General features: G+C 63.8%; 9 protein-coding genes. All 9 read right to left on the bottom strand.

What is annotated here, in order from left to right; genetic code table 11:
- Position 1 precedes the first annotated feature (1 nt).
- The 9 genes from PCOSP_RS28630 to PCOSP_RS28590 all read right to left on the bottom strand — a co-directional run bounded on the left by PCOSP_RS28630 (position 2) and on the right by PCOSP_RS28590 (position 13,934).
- Positions 2 to 4,438, bottom strand: a complete 4,437-nt coding sequence (locus PCOSP_RS28630) for an RHS repeat-associated core domain-containing protein (protein ID WP_464709974.1) — start codon at positions 4,436 to 4,438, stop codon at positions 2 to 4.
- A 12-nt stretch (positions 4,439 to 4,450) separates the two neighbouring features.
- Positions 4,451 to 4,885 carry a DcrB-related protein gene (locus PCOSP_RS28625; protein ID WP_175386915.1) on the bottom strand — a complete coding sequence of 145 codons (435 nt, stop codon included), beginning with the start codon at positions 4,883 to 4,885 and terminating at the stop codon, positions 4,451 to 4,453.
- Positions 4,886 to 4,903: 18 nt separating this feature from the next.
- Positions 4,904 to 6,835 carry a type VI secretion system Vgr family protein gene (locus PCOSP_RS28620; protein ID WP_024776793.1) on the bottom strand — a complete coding sequence of 644 codons (1,932 nt, stop codon included), beginning with the start codon at positions 6,833 to 6,835 and terminating at the stop codon, positions 4,904 to 4,906.
- A 157-nt stretch (positions 6,836 to 6,992) separates the two neighbouring features.
- The gene (gene tssH, locus PCOSP_RS28615) at positions 6,993 to 9,683 is read right to left on the bottom strand and encodes a type VI secretion system ATPase TssH (RefSeq protein WP_055136873.1); all 2,691 of its coding nucleotides are present in this window, start codon (positions 9,681 to 9,683) and stop codon (positions 6,993 to 6,995) included.
- Positions 9,676 to 10,728, bottom strand: coding sequence for a type VI secretion system baseplate subunit TssG (gene tssG / locus PCOSP_RS28610; protein ID WP_175364125.1), 1,053 nt, complete (start codon positions 10,726 to 10,728; stop codon positions 9,676 to 9,678). The genes tssH and tssG overlap by 8 nt, the downstream gene beginning before the upstream one ends.
- On the bottom strand, positions 10,692 to 12,551 hold the full coding sequence (tssF, locus tag PCOSP_RS28605) for a type VI secretion system baseplate subunit TssF (protein ID WP_139641222.1): 1,860 nt from the start codon (positions 12,549 to 12,551) through the stop codon (positions 10,692 to 10,694). The genes tssG and tssF overlap by 37 nt, the downstream gene beginning before the upstream one ends.
- Entirely contained in the window at positions 12,548 to 13,060 is a 513-nt protein-coding gene (gene tssE / locus PCOSP_RS28600; RefSeq protein WP_139641220.1) for a type VI secretion system baseplate subunit TssE, read from the bottom strand. Before tssE ends, tssF begins: the two co-directional genes overlap by 4 nt.
- Positions 13,054 to 13,479 (bottom strand): hypothetical protein, encoded by a 426-nt coding sequence (locus tag PCOSP_RS28595; RefSeq protein WP_464709971.1) that lies wholly within the window; start codon positions 13,477 to 13,479, stop codon positions 13,054 to 13,056. The genes tssE and PCOSP_RS28595 overlap by 7 nt, the downstream gene beginning before the upstream one ends.
- Complete coding sequence (locus tag PCOSP_RS28590) at positions 13,479 to 13,934, bottom strand: T6SS effector amidase Tae4 family protein (protein ID WP_024776799.1); 456 nt, start codon at positions 13,932 to 13,934, stop codon at positions 13,479 to 13,481. Before PCOSP_RS28590 ends, PCOSP_RS28595 begins: the two co-directional genes overlap by 1 nt.
- Positions 13,935 to 13,958 lie beyond the last annotated feature (24 nt).

Genomic DNA, 13,958 nt, shown 5'->3' with positions numbered 1-13,958 from the left:
GTCAAAAACCTGCAAAGGAGATCAAGTTGCTGCCGGTCGGGTTTCGCGCCGACGGCGCCAGGATCCCATCATAACCGTTGGCCTTGGCCCAGGCGCCAATCTGGTGGGTCTGGGTGTATTTGTTGCCGGTGATGCTTTTAAGGGACACGCCCAGTTGTTTGCGCACATCGGCCCGGGTCAGATCGAGGACGTTGTTGAGCTGCACCTTTTTGCTCACCAGCACCCGCGTGGACAGGTCCACGCCCCAGTGATTGACCTCGCCCATGGCGGTCTTGCGCGAGTTGGCGCCATAGACGCCGCCAAGCCCCGGCGCGGTATAACGGTGCCGGGCGGCAACGTTCCACTTGTGGGCGGTCCAGGTGGTGCTGATCCGCCCGGGTTCTTCGAACCGATAAACCGTCCGATTGACCTTGCGCCCCTTCGGCGGGGTGGTGCATTTCATCAGCCCCAGAGGGTCGATCCAGCTCACCGGGTTCGGTGCGTACTGGTAGAGGTTCAGCCCCCCGGCAAGGCCGATGGGGTCCGGCGTGGTGAAACGGCCTATGTCCGGGTCGTAGAAGCGCAGGGTGTTGTAGTGCAGCCCGGTTTCGCGGTCCAGGTACTGGCCCTGGAACCGCAGGTTCTGCTCTTCGATGTAATACGGTTCGCGCAGCTCTTCGGCGGTGTTGCCCCACACTTGGTAATGGGCGCGCCAGAGCGTATGGCCGTCGCTTTCCGAAAGTTGTTCGGGCTGGCCGTTGAAGTCGTTGTGGTAGTAACGGACCTTTTGCTGCTCACCAAGGCCATCGACCCGTGCCAAAGGCTCGTGGCCGTCGTCGGCATAGATGTAGAGGCTGGTCTGGCTGTCGCGGTGTTCCTGCAACAGTTGCAGCGCATCCCAAGTAAAGCGCGTACGACCAAGCGGGGTAGCATGGCGATCGTACTCGGTTTTTTCGATGCGGCGGCCCAACGGGTCGTAGGTCATCTTCACGACCGAGCCGTTGTCGTTGTGCACCTCCACCAAACGCTGTTCGGCGTCGTACTTGAAGCGCTGGACACCGCGTCGGCTGCTGCGTTTTTCCACCATGCGGCCAAAGCCGTCGTAGCGGTAGCGCTTGTCCTGATAGGTCAGCAAGCGGTTATGGGTGACGTGGCCGGAGCCCGCCAGTCCGTCGAGCAGGTTGGCGGCCGGGTCGTAGGCGAAACCTTCACGCTGACCCTTGAGATTGTCCTGGCTGGCGAGGATGCGGCTGGTGGCGTCGTAGTGCAGCAGTTGACGATGGGGCGCTTCGGGCTGATTGTCGAAGCGCTCCACCAGCTGATCGCTGCCGTCGTAGGCAAACAACGACTGCGCCGCTGGCGGCAGCAGTGTCGACTGCTCCCGTTGCCGTCGCTGACGGGCCCGCAGGCGGCCGCTGCGGTCGTATTCGCTACGGGTGCTGAGACTGCCCTGGGTGCGCAGCACCTCGCGGTGCAGGCGGTCGCGCTCGAAGTCACTGATGACCTGGCCATCGAGGTTGATCTGGTGCAAATGACCGCTGCCGTAGTGCAGGCGGTTCAGCCAGCGACCATCGGGGAGCTGAGTCTGTGTAAGGTTGCCCAGTTCGTCATAGCGATGCGTAAGGCGACCGGCCCACCCTTGTTCGGTGATCAGTTGACCAAGCGCGTCGTAGCTGAAGCCGATGCTTTGCTGTTCGCCGGCCAGGCCGGTGAAGGTGATGGTCTTGACCTGATCGAGGGCGTCATAGCGGTATTCGGTTCGCCCATCGGCGGTGACCTTGGCGACCAACCGACCCATGGCATCGCGTTCCAGCTCATGGATGACGGGCGCTTGCGGCGAGAGGTCCAGGTCGGTGCTGCCGGGAACGGCGAAGGCCTGCACGCGAGTGACGTTGTCCAGCGCATCGTAGGCGTAGCGCTTGAGGCTGCCATCCAGACTGTGCTGGGCGCTCAAGCGGTCGCCCGCATCCCAGGCAAACCGATAGCTTTCGCCGTTCTCGTTGGTCAGGGCCAGCAGCCGCCCATAACTGTCGTAGCTCAACTCCACCCGTCGGCCATGGGCATCGGTGCGCAGGCGCAGTTGACCGCTCGGCGTGTGTTGGAAAGACGTGGTGTGGCCGGCGGGATCGCTGTAGCCGATCAACTGGCCGCTGGCATCGCGTTGATAGTGTTCGATGCGACCGTCCGGCAACTGCTTGCTCAGCAACCGGCCCTGGTCGTCGTAGCTGAAGCGCGTGCGTTCCCCCAGCGCATCGCTGCTGCTGAGCAACAGACCGCGCTCGTCGTAGTTCAACCGGGTGGTGTAGCCGGAGCAGTCGGTGTGTTCGCTGAGTTGGCCGAGGGCCGTCCAGCGCATGGTCTTGCTTTTGCCGCTGGCATCGATGACCTCCACCACTTGGCCGTGGGCGTCGTGGCGATAGCGGGTGACGTGGCCCAGCGGGTCGGTTTCGCGAATGCGATTGCCACGTGCGTCATAGCGGTACTGCCAGGTATTGCCCGCGGCATCGGTTTCGGCCAGAGGCAGGGCCCAGTGTTCGAGCCACAGCGTCGATTCGCTGCGGCCGAGCGGGTCGAGGGTTTGGCAGAGATTGCCGGCTTCGTCATAGCTGAACTGATGCTGCCCACCGTTGGGGTCGGTCGCTCCCAGCAACTGGCTTTCGTCGTTCCATTCGAATGCCCAGGTGCGATTCAGTGCATCGGTGGCTTCGGTGATCTGGTAGCGCGCATCCCAGCGCCGGGTGCTGACGCGATTCAAGCCGTCGGTGATGCGGGTGATGCCGCCGGCCAGGTCATAGTCGAATGTGTAGGTATCGCCGGCGTCGGTCCAATGGCGGACCACACGCCATTCCCGGTCTTCGACCAAGGCCCATTCGTAGAAGCACCGCAGCCCCGTGGGCAACTGATGCTCCACCATCCGCCGCCCGAAGTCGTAGGCATAACGGCGTTTGACCTGGCTGTTGGACTGGCGCACCTGCGCCAGGTCCCCCTGGGCGTCGTAGCCGTAGTGCATCAGTACTTCGCGGCGCTGGTCGGGGTAAAGGCGGTCGATCCGGCTGACCCGTCGTGGCTGGTGCTCGTCGTAGGCCAGTTCGACCTGCACCTGATCGAAGGTGTCGCGCAGCCGCACCAGGCGCCCGGTTTCGTCGTAGTCGAGGTGTATACGGTTGTCGTTGCGATCACCGAGCTGCTCCAGGCGCAGCAGCGTGGCGTTCGCCGATGTGGGCTTGAACAACCGGTACAACCCGTCCGCGCTTTCGATCAGCAGTTCACCGTTGGCGTGCCGCCGCACGCTGAGGCCTTCGCCGGCGCTGAACACCGCGCCGCCCAAGGGGATCGAACCCATGTCGATGCGCCGGCCCTGTTCGTCGGTATAGATCAGGGTTTCGCCGCCCTCGGGATGGGGCAGGACCTCTACGCGTATTTCGTAGGCGACGCTCCAGCCGGCACCGAACAGGCCGTCACGGCGTTCGTCGCGGCTGTTGTAGAAACGCTGCCAGTCGATGGGCAGGATGCCCGGCAAGACGAAGTCCAGTTCCTCGACATCCCCCAACACTTTGGCGCCGGTCGCCGCATGCACCGGGTTCGATGAGCCCATGGCCGCGTTGGCCGCCGCGCCCATCGCGCTGCTGACCGCCATCGAGGCCGCGCCGCCTATCAACATGCACGGCAGGTTGCTCAGGAACTTGCCCTTGCCGCCCTTGAGCATCAGCAACGCGGTGACCGCCAGCCCCACGCCCGGCGTCTTGCCGCTGCGAATCTCGCGTACCACCACGGTGCCGCCGCCAATGGTCACGTCGGGGGAAATCAGCCCGGACGAGACCACCTTGGCTTCGCAGGTGCTGCGGTCGCCGCTGCGCACGGCGGGCTGGCCGTTGATGGTGACCTTATCCGAACCTTCAGCCAGAAACTGCGGCGGCATCGGCGGATGCTTCAGGCAGGTGATCATGTCCAGCGGCTTGGGCACGGCACCGGGGGCGGGTGTGGCGACGGTGGGCCGCCACATCTGCGAGAAGAAACTCTCGGCCATGTCCAGGTAGCTGGGCTCGGGCGCTTCGAGCTCGGTGCCGGCCGGTGCGACATGGGACTCGATGGCCCCGGCGGCGCGGGCGGCGGGAATGTTGTTGGTCAGGGTGTCGGTGGAACCGGTGAGGATGTTCGCCTGCACCGTGGGCGGAAAGAGGGCGTTGCCGATGCCCTCGCAAATATTGCTCAGGCCCTTGTCGGCGCCGGTCTTGCTCATGGCGAGGCCGACGACCGCACCGACCACGGCGCCGAGCAGGAAGCAACCGAGGCCGCCGGTCGCGACCGTGATGCCGGTGACCGCGACCACGGCAGCGGTGGCGACGGCCGTGATCGCGATGTTGGCCGCCACCTCCAGCACCCCGCCGAGGATGTCGGCCATCATCGAGGTGTGATCCAGCGCGTCGCCCAGCCGTGCAGCCCAGAGCGCGTCAGACATGCACGTCGCTCATCAGACCGGCCCGTCGAACACTAGCGAAGCCTTGATCGTTGCCCAATGCGCGGCTTCGGCAGCGCCGAGTGGCTCGGGCTTGACGTAGCTCAGGGCAAACATCTTGCGAGTACCGGGCAGCACCAGGGCCAACTGGTACTGGAAGACTTTTTCGTTGCCCTTGCTGAACTGGCTGCGCAGCTCGATGCCTTCGACTTCCTGGTTGGCGCCCAGGCGTACCGTGGCGCCCGGTTGGCAGCGCAGTTCCTGTACCTGTTTTTCCAGGCGCTTGAGCTGATCGTCGAGGTTGCTTTGCAGGGTTTCGCCGTCGGCCAGCAAGCTGCGACTGACGATCAAGGACGTGCCCAGTTCGGGGAACTTGAGGATGTTGATCGTCGCGTCCAGCAACTCGCTGGGCGGCAATTGGAGCTGGAATTCGTTGATGCGGTAAGTCATGGCGCCTGAATCTCTGGATTAACCCTTGGGGAACGCGGCTTTGACGTTGGCGTCGATGCTGGCCTTGACGCCCTGGCCGTCAGGGGTGGCACCCGGGCCGCCGCCATTGTTCAGGTGCAGGACGCCACCGGTGTTGAACTCGGCATCGCCCTTGGCATAGAAGCTGATCTGCACGCCGGTCAGGTTGATCTGGCCGCTGGCATTGAGCTCCAGGATGCTTTCACCGCACACCAGCCGCAGGTTTTCGCCCACTTCGATGACGTAGCTCTGGCTGATGCTGTCGGTCTTGCGCAGGCCCACCGACAGAATGTCTTCCTGTTTGACGATGCGCAGGCGGTTGTTGCCGATGGTCACTGTCTCGTCATGGCCGATGCTCTTGTTGCGGTCGTGACCCACCGAATGGCTTTCATCCACCTCGACCACAATGTCCTGGTTGCGCTCGGCATGGATGTACAACTGCTCGGCGCCTTTCTTGTCCTCCATGCGAATTTCATTGAAATTCGCCGGCGTGCCGCCCTTGCTCGAGCGGCTCTTCATGCCGCTCTGGGTGGCGTTGTCGGGCAAGTCGTAAGGCACCGTCTGCTCGGCGTTGTAGACGCGGCCGGTGATGATCGGCCGGTCCGGGTCGCCTTCGAGGAAGCTGACGATGACTTCCTGGCCGATGCGCGGAATCTGCATCGAGCCCCAGTTCTTGCCGGCCCAGGATTGCGACACGCGGATCCAGCACGAGCTGTTTTCGTTGGACTGGTCGTGTCGGTCCCAGTAGAAGTGCACCTTCACCCGGCCGAACTGATCGGTCCAGATTTCCTCGCCCTTGGGGCCGACCACCAGGGCGGTCTGCGGCCCTTTGACGATGGGTCGATGGGTGTGGGGCAGCGGGCGATAGCTCTGCTGCGCGTCGATGCAGGTCAGGCTGCTTTCGAACTGTGCCGACGGTGCGCCGCCGCTGGTTTCGCCGCTTTCCTGGGACAGGTAGTAGCGAGCCCCGACGATCAGGTATTCGCGGTTCTGGTCCTGGCGGGTGAAGCCGGTCAGGCTGAACAGATGACCCGAGCCCAGGCCCCGCGCGTTACCGGCCAGCTCGACCTGTTCGTGCAGGGTCTGCAAGGCTTCGATGCGGGTGCGGGCATAGTGTTCGCCGTCTTCGCTCTGCACGTAGGTGCCGGGGTAGTCGTACAGCGGATAGTCACCGGCGGCATGGGGCCGGGGCATCGCCGAACGCACGTCGATGCGCGCACTGGGGCGCTGGAAGTCATAGTCGTTGAGTTCCAGCGAGCCGGGCTGCACTTCCTGGGCCAGGTGCCAGTCGTGAATGTGGTCGCGCTCGCGTTGCTGCTCATTCTTCGGGTAGTAGGGCACCGACGCGTAGCCGGGCGCGCTGGTGTGCGCACCGTAGGCATCGGCCAGCACCAGTACATGACGGCCCTGCTCATGGCGGAAGAAGTAGTAGATCCCTTCCTGCTCCATCAGGCGGCTGACGAAGTCGAAGCTGGTCTCGCGGTACTGCACGCAGTATTCCCACTCGCGATAGGGCCGGCTCAAGGCGTCTTCGAAATCGGAGAAACCCAGGTCGCGGAACACCTGCTTGATGATCTGCGGGATGGTCAGGTTCTGGAAAATCCGGCAATCGGAGGTGCGCGTCAGCAGCCACAGCCAGGGCCGCAGCGTGGCCTGGTAACTGGCGAACTGGCCTTGGTCGACGTTCTGGCTGAAGCGGGCCACGATGCCGTGGAAATGCCGCTCGCCACCGCCGTCCAGTTGCATGCTCACGCACATGGGTTTGCCGAGCACCTGATTGAGATCGATGGCGTTGTCCAGTGAGTGCAGCTGCAACTCATAGTTGAACAGCCTTCCCAGCTCTTCGCCGCCGCCCATGTCCTTGAGCAGCAGCACCTCGGGCCCCAGGGGGCTGGTGATTTTGGCCAGGCGTGAGGCTTGGTTGAATAACATCGAGTGTCCCGTGCAAGTTGTGTTGGCTGAAGGAGCGCAACCCACTGTGGGAGCGAGCCTGCTCGCGATGGCGGTGGGTCAGTCAACGCGAGGTTGAATGTAATTCCGCTATCGCGAGCAGGCTCGCTCCCACAGGGTTTTCTGTGTTCCTGTCAGGTCAGGCCGCGTCGCTGAAATCGTACTGCAATTCGTTGTCCACCGCGCTGATCCGCACGCCGGCCATGGCCTTGCCTTCGAGCATGCGGGTCAGGAATTCGCGGCTCATGTCCGGCAGCAGGCTGTTGGTCAGGATGGTGTCGATCATGCGGCCGCCGCTTTCGGTTTCGGTGCAGCGCGAGACGATCAGGTCGATCACCGCGTCGTCGTAGTCGAAAGCGACTTTGTGGGTGCTCTCCACGCGCTTCTTGATGCGGTTGAGTTGCAGGCGGGTGATGGCCTTGAGCATCTCGTCGCTGAGCGGGTAGTACGGGATCGTCACCAGGCGGCCGAGCAGGGCCGGCGGGAAAATCTCCAGCAGCGGTTGGCGCAGGGCCTTGGCGATTTCCTCCGGCTCGGGCACGTCCTGCGGGTTCTTGCACACCTCGGCGATCAGCTCGGTGCCGGCGTTGGTGGTCAGCAGGATCAGGGTGTTCTTGAAGTCGATCACCCGACCTTCGCCGTCCTCCATCACGCCTTTGTCGAACACCTGGAAGAAGATCTCGTGCACGTCCGGGTGGGCTTTCTCCACCTCGTCCAGCAACACCACGCTGTACGGTTTGCGCCGCACGGCTTCGGTCAGCACGCCGCCTTCGCCGTAGCCGATGTAGCCCGGTGGCGCGCCCTTGAGGGTGGACACGGTGTGGGCTTCCTGGAACTCGCTCATGTTGATGGTGATGACGTTCTGCTCGCCGCCGTACATGGCTTCGGCCAGGGCCAGGGCGGTTTCGGTCTTGCCCACGCCGGAGGTGCCGGCGAGCATGAACACGCCGATGGGCTTGCTCGGGTTATCGAGGCCGGCGCGGGAGGTCTGGATGCGCTTGGCGATCATCTGCAGGGCATGGTCCTGGCCGATGATGCGTTTTTTCAAGTGCTGGTCGAGGTTGAGCACGGTTTCCAGTTCGTTGCGGGCCATGCGGCCCACGGGGATACCGGTCCAGTCGGCGACCACCGAGGCCACGGCCTGGTAATCCACGGTCGGCAGGATCAGCGGGGTTTCGCCTTGCAGGGCGGTCAGGCGCTGTTGCAGGTCCACCAGTTTTTCGCGCAGGGCGTGGCTTTCGTTGTCGGAAGCTTCGCTGGCATCCTCGCTGTCCACCACACCGACGCGTTCGCGCAGGGTGGCGCGGGTGGCGAGCAGTTCGTCCACCAGGGTCTTCTCCTCGGCCCAGCGGCTTTCCAGCTCGGCGAGGCGCTCGCGTTCGGCGCTCAGCAGGCTTTCGGTCTGGGTCTGGCGTGTGCCGATGACCACGCCAATCGCGTGCTCACGAGCAATGATCTGCAGTTCGGTTTCCAGCGCTTCGATGCGCCGACGGCTGTCGTCCACCTCGGCCGGCACGGCGTGCAGGCTGATGGCGACGCGAGCACAGGCGGTGTCCAGCAGGCTCACGGATTTGTCCGGCAACTGGCGCGCGGGGATGTAGCGGTGGGACAGCTTGACCGAGGCCTCCAGGGCTTCGTCGAGGATCTGCACCTGATGGTGCTGTTCCATGGTCGAGGCCACGCCGCGCATCATCAGCAGGGCTTTGTCTTCCGACGGCTCGGCCACTTGCACCACCTGGAAGCGCCGGGTCAGGGCCGGGTCTTTCTCGATGTGCTTCTTGTATTCGGCCCAGGTCGTGGCGGCCACGGTGCGCAGGGTTCCGCGGGCCAGGGCTGGCTTGAGCAGGTTGGCCGCGTCACCGGTACCGGCGGCGCCACCGGCACCCACCAGGGTGTGGGCTTCGTCGATGAACAGGATGATCGGCTTCGGTGAGGCCTGGACGTCTTCGATGACCTGGCGCAGACGCTGTTCGAATTCGCCTTTCATGCTCGCGCCGGCCTGCAACAGGCCGACGTCGAGGCTGCGCAGCTCCACGTCCTTGAGGGACGGCGGCACGTCACCGGCAACGATGCGCAGGGCAAAGCCCTCGACCACGGCGGTCTTGCCCACGCCGGCTTCACCGGTGAGGATCGGGTTGTTCTGCCGGCGGCGCATGAGGATGTCCACCAGTTGGCGGATCTCTTCATCACGGCCGACGATCGGGTCGAGCTTGCCACTGCGGGCCTGTTCGGTGAGGTCGACGGTAAAGCGCTTGAGGGCTTCCTGCTTGCCCATGGCGCTGGGGGCCATGGCGCCGCTGGCTTCGCCCGGCACACTGCCTGCGTTGAAGCCATCGCTGGCGGTCAGGGCGTTTTCCGGGGAGTCGCCGACGTATTCGTCAAAGCGCTCGCTCAGGGCCTCGGCCTTGACTTTGTCGAACTCCGACGACAGCCCCAGCAGGGCATGGCGCAGGCTTGGGGTCTTGAGGATGCCCAGCACCAGGTAACCGGTGCGCACCTGGCTTTCGCCGAACATCAGGCTGCCGTAGACCCAGCCGCGTTCCACGGCTTCTTCGACGTGGGAAGACAAATCGGTGATCGAGGTCGAGCCCCGTGGCAGGCGGTCCAACGCGTCGGTCAGGTCCCGGGCCAGGCGCGCCGGCTCGACGTTGAACTGGCGGATGATGCGGTGCAGGTCCGAGTCCTGCAGTTGCAGCAACTGGTGAAACCAGTGGGCCAGTTCCACATAGGGGTTACCGCGCAATTTGCAGAACACGGTGGCGGCTTCGATGGCTTTGTAGGCCACACTGTTGAGTTTGCCGAACAACGCGGCGCGACTGATTTCACCCATGCTCATGGCTCCTTGAGGTCTGTGAGGTGTTGGCCTGTTCGGCGTAATGCCGGGCCAGTATTAGATCGTTGGCATCTTTTTCGGGCTGTCCCAGCCAGGTGTTGAACCCCAGGCGGAAACGGCCGTTGAGTTGTAGCGCCGGCACCTCGGGCTGTTCCAGGACCAGGTTCAGGTCCCAGTCCAGTTCATGGCCCAGGTACTCGGCGACCCAGGCCACCAGCTCATTGAACGGCTCACCACCGGGCAGCATGCCCATGTAGTCGACGAACTTGAGCGGCCCGAGGCGAATGCGGAACTTGTGCTGGCGGTCCCACACGTAGCGGCCCAGGCAGAAGTCCACACCCAGCTGATGGGCGCTGACGCCGACGCGGCTGCGTTCGGGCAATTCCAGCCATTGGCCGACGTATTCCTCGATCTCCACCGGCAGGCCGAAATATTCGCTGAGGATGGCTTTCAAACCGTCCGGGTAGCGGGTTTGTGCCGCCAGGTGACCGCTGTAATGCAGTTTTGCCGTATCAGGGATCAGCCCTTGCTTGAGCAGGCTCGGCATGCCCCGGCCGCTGAGCGCCGCCAGGCGCGCCGACCAGTAGTCGTCGTCCGGGCGGTCATGGCTGACCGTTGGCCGCGCTTCGGCCCAGGCCCGATAGAACAGGCTGAGCAGGCGATGGTGGAACACATCGAGAAAGCGTTTGCTGGTGCTGTCGGCGTTGTTGCGCTGACGCTCGCGCACGTACTCGGTCATGTGCAACGGCATCGGGCCGTTGGGGCCGCCGAGGCCGAAGAAGAACTGCTCCAGCCGCGCCGGCGCACCGTCGACACCCGGTTGCACCGAGGCGAGGGTGGCCGGGGCAAAGGTGCAGTCGGCCTGTTGCCCGAGGCGCAGCGGGTCATCGGCCAGGCGCAAAGAATGGCCCAGGCGCGGCAGTTCGGGGGTTTCGCACTCGATGCGCCGCAACGCCTGGAAGAAGTCGTATTCCCAGGGTTCCTGGTGCATCGCGTCCAGGGTACTCACAGGGTCGGACGACGTCCGGGCTTGGCTTTCCATCGCATGATCTCGCCGCGTTCGGTGGTACGGATCACCGTCTCGGTAAAACTGTTGATCGACACGTAGCGTGCCAGGAAGCGTTCGAACACGGCGCCGAGGAGAAACACCCCGGTGCCGCGGAACGCGTTTTCATCGAATTCCAGGGTGATCTCCAGGCCCCGACCGAACACGATCGGGCCGGGCATCGGCAGGCGTCGGGTGCAGGCTTTGCTGCTGACTTCCCGCAGGCCTTCGATCTGTAATTGCAGCGCCGCATCGTTGCTGTCGCCGTACAGGCGCAGCAGTTCACGCAGGGCGGCGGCGCCCTGGCCTTGTTCACTGAGGGACAGGTAGTTCAGCGACAACTGGCTGATCAGCCGCCAGGCCTTGGCGTCGTGGGCATGGCTGGCCCGTGGCCGACTCGGCCCGGCAACGCAACGCACGGCGCCGACCGGCGCACTGTCGGCCAGGGTGAAGTCGGTCTTGCCGCTGCCCACGCTCATGAACAACGGCAGGTCGCGGTTGGTGCACAGCGCCGTCACGCCCAGTTGGCGCAGGTCATGGCGGTAGGGCGCTTGCTGGCTGTCCACCAGGCTGACAAAGGTTTCGCTACCGATGTAGGTCGAGCGCGGGCCGTTGCGTCGCTGATCGCTGGACAACACCCGGGGTTCACGGCGCACCGTGTAATAGGCTTGGTCGCGGCCATAACGGGACGGGTCGCGCACGGCATAGAACGGCAGGAACGGTTGCTCCGGCCCGGTGCCGTGGCCCGTGAGGCCGGTCAGCGAATGCACTTCGAAATCCATCGGCCGGGTGCGGTCGGCGATCACATGGTGCTCGTTGACCCGGTCCGACAGGTGGATGCGGTCCAGGCGCTTGGGGAACAGATTGATGGCCGGGGTGCAGAACGGCAGGAACTGCGCCGCGCCGACGCTGCCTTCCAGGCTCGGGTCGTGGCGGTCGAACAGCACGATCAACTCCAGCTCCTGGCCGTCGCAACGCTTGACCGCTCGGCTCAGTTGGGTGAAGTCGACGAACAGGAAGCGCTGGGGCAGGGCGAAGTACTCCTGCAACAGGCGATAGCCCTGGAACGCTCGCGGCACCACCGGCAGCGCAGCGTCGACATCATCGAAGCCGCGCGAGCGCAACGCATCCTGGGGCAGTCGCTCGACCCAATTGCCGCCGGGTTGGCGGGCGAACACCGCGCAGGCGCTGCCCAGCAATTGTTCGTAAAGGCGGAACGGTTGTTCGTCGGCACCACTGAGGTACAGCGGCAGATTGTCCAGAGCCAGGCTGTTGAACGGCAATTCGGCCCCGGTGCGCAGGGTCAGGCGCAGGCCGGCCTTGGCTTTCGGCTCACTGGCGGCCAGGCGTCCGAGCACCGTGGACGGGTTGCCGAAGTACTCGGCCTGGCTGACCTGCAAGGGCCACAAAGTCACCGAGTGGGCCGTGCGGTATTCACAGCAGGTCTGGGTTTCACGCCCCAGGGCGGCGCGCAGGACGCTGTCCCGGGGTAGCTCGAAGCCGCTGCTCAAGGAGCCTTCGTCAGGGTCGGCCTGCATCTGCACCACGGTCATTGACGGCGTCGGCGCCAGATAATGGGGGTAGGCGATTTCCAGCAGGTTGTGGGTGAAGGTCGGGTACTCGGCGTCGAGCTTGAGTTGGACCCGCGCCGTCAGGTAGGCGAAACCTTCCAGCAGCCGCTCGACATAGGGGTCGGCGCAGTCCATGCCGGACAACGTCAGCCGACTGGCGATCTTGGGGTATTCCTTGGCGAACTCCGCCGCGCTTTCGCGCACGTGGTGCAGTTCCTGGTTGTACAGCTCCAGCAGGCGCGGGTTCATGAGCGTCTCCGCTGATCGGCGTTGACCACGCGCACATGGCCGGTTTCCAGGTCCAGGTCGGTTTGCAGCATCAGGCGCAACGGCACCGGCTGCGCCCAGAGGTCGCCTTCGATCTCGAAGCTCAAGGCGTTGTGGTTCATCTCGGCCGTCGACCGGGCCCGCACCCGCAGGGTATGACGCAGGATGCGCGGCTCGAAGGTGGCGATGGCCTGGTGGATCAGCGCTTCCAGCGCCGAAAGATCGACGTTCGACGCGCTGTTGCCGGCCAGCGCCGGCAGCCCGAAGTTCACCACTGAGGTACCCGCCGGGGTGTGCAGCGTGGCATCGGCGTCGAGCAATGAGGTGGTGTTGAGCAGCCACGCCAGGTCACGCAGCACCGAGGCCTTCAATTGGGTCAGGGACAGCACGCGTTTGTCGGCGCTTTCCTTGGGGTTGGTCGGATCGTCGTCGGTCAACCGGTCCAATAGGGAGGGTTGGAGGCGATCGCGGGTGGCGATTTCGGTTACCACGTAAAGGGTGCCACGTACATTTTCTGGTCTCCGCCGGCGCCGCAAGCTGCATACAGGCTGACCGTTCCCGCCTCGAAACCTTCCGGCAGCTGACGAATAGCCTGCATTTTGCTCAGACAATCGCGGCTGGGGGCGGGCATGTGTTCACTGCGCCAGACCGCAAAAATCGGGATGTTATTGAACATTTCCACGCGCAATTTCTGCTGTTTATCCAAGCTGAAGCCGCACGGCCATTCCATGTCCAGCTTCATGCGACTCTGGTCGGGTTTGACCAGCGTGCATTGACCCTGATCGTCCACCAGGCTGAGTGGCTGGCCCTCGAAAACCGCCTGGGTGGTCGGCGTCCCGGCATACTCGGCGCATGCGCTCAGGCTGGTCAGGCTAGTCGTCAGGCATAGGGCGAACAGGGCCTTGTTCATTAAGTGAGCTCCCAGAACCAGACTTTCTTGGATCGATAGAAAAGGTCGCTGGTTTGGGTCAGGCCACGATTCCATAGATCGATATGGTCGCCGCTACGACCTTCGGCAGTCTCTCCGGATTGCTGGAAGCAGTCCTTGAAGAAAATCAGGCCGGTCTTGCCCATCAATGTCTTTCGGTCTTCGGGGCTGTTACTGAGAATAGTTGGACGGCCCAGATGATGTTTCCACAACCAATTGGCCAATGACTCGGCGCCCCTGGCGTGTTCATGCTTGCACAGGGGGTCTTTGGTGTAGGTGGATTTGTTGACCTTGATGGTTTTCTCCGCATTGAGCGTCAGGCTCATGCGTATGGCGCATTGGTTTGCCCAGGGACCGTCACAGGGTTTTGCGTCAGGATGGGCAACCAACAGGTCGGAATAGGCTTTCCACAAATTGATAAACGAAGGCTTGGCCATGACTCAGACACCGCGCTGCAAAGG

This window comes from Pseudomonas sp. MAFF 730105 (genome assembly GCF_055380705.1).
This window is presented reverse-complemented; position numbering and strand designations above follow the sequence as displayed.

Bases quoted from the DNA above. Each gene is read 5' to 3' on its own strand.
- PCOSP_RS28590 (WP_024776799.1), bottom strand. From the start codon at position 13,934: ATGGCCAAGCCTTCGTTTATCAATTTGTGGAAAGCCTATTCCGACCTG.
- tssF (WP_139641222.1), bottom strand. From the start codon at position 12,551: ATGAACCCGCGCCTGCTGGAGCTGTACAACCAGGAACTGCACCACGTG.
- PCOSP_RS28595 (WP_464709971.1), bottom strand. From the start codon at position 13,479: ATGAACAAGGCCCTGTTCGCCCTATGCCTGACGACTAGCCTGACCAGC.
- PCOSP_RS28620 (WP_024776793.1), bottom strand. From the start codon at position 6,835: ATGTTATTCAACCAAGCCTCACGCCTGGCCAAAATCACCAGCCCCCTG.
- tssG (WP_175364125.1), bottom strand. From the start codon at position 10,728: ATGGAAAGCCAAGCCCGGACGTCGTCCGACCCTGTGAGTACCCTGGAC.
- PCOSP_RS28630 (WP_464709974.1), bottom strand. From the start codon at position 4,438: ATGTCTGACGCGCTCTGGGCTGCACGGCTGGGCGACGCGCTGGATCAC.
- tssH (WP_055136873.1), bottom strand. From the start codon at position 9,683: ATGGGTGAAATCAGTCGCGCCGCGTTGTTCGGCAAACTCAACAGTGTG.
- PCOSP_RS28625 (WP_175386915.1), bottom strand. From the start codon at position 4,885: ATGACTTACCGCATCAACGAATTCCAGCTCCAATTGCCGCCCAGCGAG.